3 protein-coding genes, 3 tRNA genes and 1 other RNA gene are annotated in these 2,630 nt (G+C 52.5%); 6 read left to right on the plus strand and 1 reads right to left on the minus strand.

Translation table 11 applies throughout. The features are described 5' to 3' along the window. Positions 1-377: 377 nt before the first annotated feature. The 5 genes from tadA to ffs all read left to right on the plus strand — a co-directional run bounded on the left by tadA (position 378) and on the right by ffs (position 1,440). A complete protein-coding gene (gene tadA / locus J7M22_11165; protein ID MCD6507167.1) occupies positions 378-848 on the plus strand; it encodes a tRNA adenosine(34) deaminase TadA in 471 nt (156 codons plus the stop codon). Between the two features lie 3 nt (positions 849-851). After that, a tRNA-Ser gene (locus tag J7M22_11170) sits at positions 852-941 on the plus strand. 17 nt (positions 942-958) lie between these two features. Continuing rightward, positions 959-1,034: transfer RNA gene (locus J7M22_11175), tRNA-Ala, on the plus strand. Positions 1,035-1,064: 30 nt separating this feature from the next. Next, a tRNA-Ser gene (locus J7M22_11180) sits at positions 1,065-1,154 on the plus strand. 21 nt (positions 1,155-1,175) lie between these two features. Continuing rightward, positions 1,176-1,440: signal recognition particle sRNA large type (ffs, locus tag J7M22_11185), an RNA gene on the plus strand. Positions 1,441-1,453: 13 nt separating this feature from the next. On the opposite strand, the gene J7M22_11190 is transcribed toward ffs, so the two are convergent. Beyond that, positions 1,454-2,275 (minus strand): PIG-L family deacetylase, encoded by an 822-nt coding sequence (locus J7M22_11190; GenBank protein ID MCD6507168.1) that lies wholly within the window; start codon positions 2,273-2,275, stop codon positions 1,454-1,456. Between the two features lie 150 nt (positions 2,276-2,425). On the opposite strand from J7M22_11190, the gene J7M22_11195 reads away from it, so the two are divergent. After that, the coding region (locus tag J7M22_11195) for a transposase family protein (GenBank protein MCD6507169.1) at positions 2,426-2,630 on the plus strand (205 nt) is incomplete at its 3' end.

Genomic DNA, 2,630 nt, shown 5'->3' on the forward strand with positions numbered 1-2,630 from the left:
CACATCAGGGTTGCGAGTATGAATCTGTTTGATGGTTTCAGGTATGTAATGGAGGTGATACTCTCTGAGGAACCTTCTCATCCCACCAACATCCTCGGTAAATAAGAGCGTACACAAAATATTATACAGTACCCTTATACACCCCGCGATAGCGCTACCTTGACTTCAGGACTTCGCAAAAACTTTTGAAGAATGCAGATGGGGAAAGGCTTAGATGGTATAAGTGATTCAAAGGAAATTCGCGCTCTAATCTATCGCGAATTTGCTCAAAAACCCTTATGCTGCCTAGATTTTCCTCATCTCACGCCCCATGAACTTTTGAGAAGTCCTGCCTTGACTTTTCGCCCTTTGAACTTTATAATAACTTATCGGATTTGATGGGGTTTGGATGGGGTTTAAGGTTGTGTGATGAGAGGTTTATGCGGGAAGCGCTAGCTGAGGCAAGGAAGGCTTTCGAGAAGGATGAGGTTCCCGTTGGAGCAATTGTGGTTCAGGATGGCGTCGTAATAGGCAGAGGGCACAATCTGCGAGAGACGTTGAACGATCCGACGGCTCACGCCGAGATAGTGGCGTTGAGGGAAGCCGCGAGGACAATCGGGAATTGGAGGCTGGAGGGAACGACAGTTTACGTGACTTTAGAACCATGTCCTATGTGCGCCGGGGCGTTGGTTTTAGCCAGGGTTGAAAGGCTTGTGTTCGGGGCGTATGATCCCAAAGCGGGTGGTGTGGTTTCCCTGATGGGTATTCTCTCCGACGAGAGGTTAAATCATCAGGTCGAGTTCGTCGGCGGCGTTTTGGCTCAAGAGAGCCTTGAGCTTTTAAGAGGGTTTTTTAGGAAGAGGAGATAGGGCGGAGAGATGCGAGAGTGGTCGAATCGGGCGGCCTCGAAAGCCGCTGCACGGGTAACCGTGCCGGGGGTTCGAATCCCTCTCTCTCCGCCATAAAAAATAATTAAGGTGGGGCAGTAGCTCAGCTGGGAGAGCGTCAGAATCGCACTCTGAAGGTCGGGGGTTCGAATCCCCTCTGCTCCACCAAGTCCTTGATCCGTTGAAACAGAATCTGGCGGAGAGGTGCGAGAGCGGCCGAATCGGCGTGACTGGAAATCACGCGCACGGGTAACCGTGCCGTGGGTTCGAATCCCACCCTCTCCGCCATAGAAGCCTTCATGAGCTTGGCCGTGCTAGGCGGGGAGGTAGCGGTGCCCTGTAACCCGAAATCCGCTATAGCGGGGCTGAATTCCCGGCCGAGGCCATGTCGTCTTAAGGTCTGGCCCAGGTAAGTGGTGATGAAGGTCGGGTCCCACGCAACCTGACGTCGCTGAACCCCGCCAGGCCCGGAAGGGAGCAACGGTAGGCGACTTAGGGTGTGCCGTGGGGGCACCTGGCTGGAGCTAACTGCCTGGGTAACGCTTGGGACGGCTGGTCGGAGTCGGGTGCACGGCCAAGGCCTTACCTCATATCGGGAATAATCCCCTCAGTTCCTCCTCACTTGGTTGCCTCCCATATTGGCTTATCTGAAACGCTTCGGCATATTTGATCTCCCGATCACCGAACAGTTCCCTTATCCTCTCCCGACATCCATCTTTGACCCTTTCCCCTCTGGATCTGACACTGCGAGCGAGGAATTCCCTCCTACCTTCGGGATCAGAAGGCACCTGATCGAGCCTTCCGGAATTATACGGCAGCCATTCGAAAACCTGAGATTCATGGGCCATCAGCATGTTGATCTTGTGCTCTATAACGTCATCTATGGGTACAACTATGTCTGGCCTGAAAGGTTTTATTTCCTCGAATCTATCCCACCAATAAGCGAATATCGGCATTCTCCTCAGATGGGGTGTGTCAGGACAGAAGAGGGGGACGGTAAGCATATAGGTCGCATCGAGCACAAGCTGGGAGGTGTATCTATGATCGCGGTGATAATCCACGGGACGGTTTATGATCACCAGATCAGGCCCCTCGCCTTCGGGACCGAATGAACGGATCAATCGGACAATCCTCTCAGTCAACTCCTCGGTTACATATACTTCCCCGTCGTTAACGTCGAGCGTCTCGAACTCGGCTCCTATCGTCTCAGCCGCCTTTCTCGCCTCGGAGATCCTCCGCGCGGCTAGCTTTCCCGGATCGACTTTATATTCATCGGCAAAATGTCCCTTATTTCCGTTGGTGACGGAAACCGCCTTGACGACATCCCCTCTTCGCCCGAACTTTATCATCGTCCCTCCACAGCTGAACTCGGAATCATCCGGATGAGCTCCTATGACCATAATATACATCTGCGCCCTCCCATTCGGAATTCCGGGATGGAACTAATGATACAACAAAGAGGAACTCGAGGCAACCTACTTGAAGTTCCCCTAGGGCTTTTCAATGATTGTATGATTTAGTATACTATCGCAAAGACCACCAGGAAGGAGGTGAGAAAGATGCTCGTGGCGGGCAGATATGTCCATCCCAACAGCTTATTCGCCAGGCTGTCCAAAATAACCGACTACCGCTTCTCCCGGTGGAGGATCTACCCTCTTAACAAGATATTACCACTGCTTATCCGGGCATCAGGCTGCGGTGAGAGATCGCTAAGAGGGATGTGGCTTTGGGCGGTGAACAGATGGGAGGAGGTTAGAGAGATGA

This window comes from Candidatus Poribacteria bacterium (assembly GCA_021162805.1).
Taxonomy (GTDB): Bacteria; Poribacteria; WGA-4E; order B28-G17; family B28-G17; genus JAGGXZ01.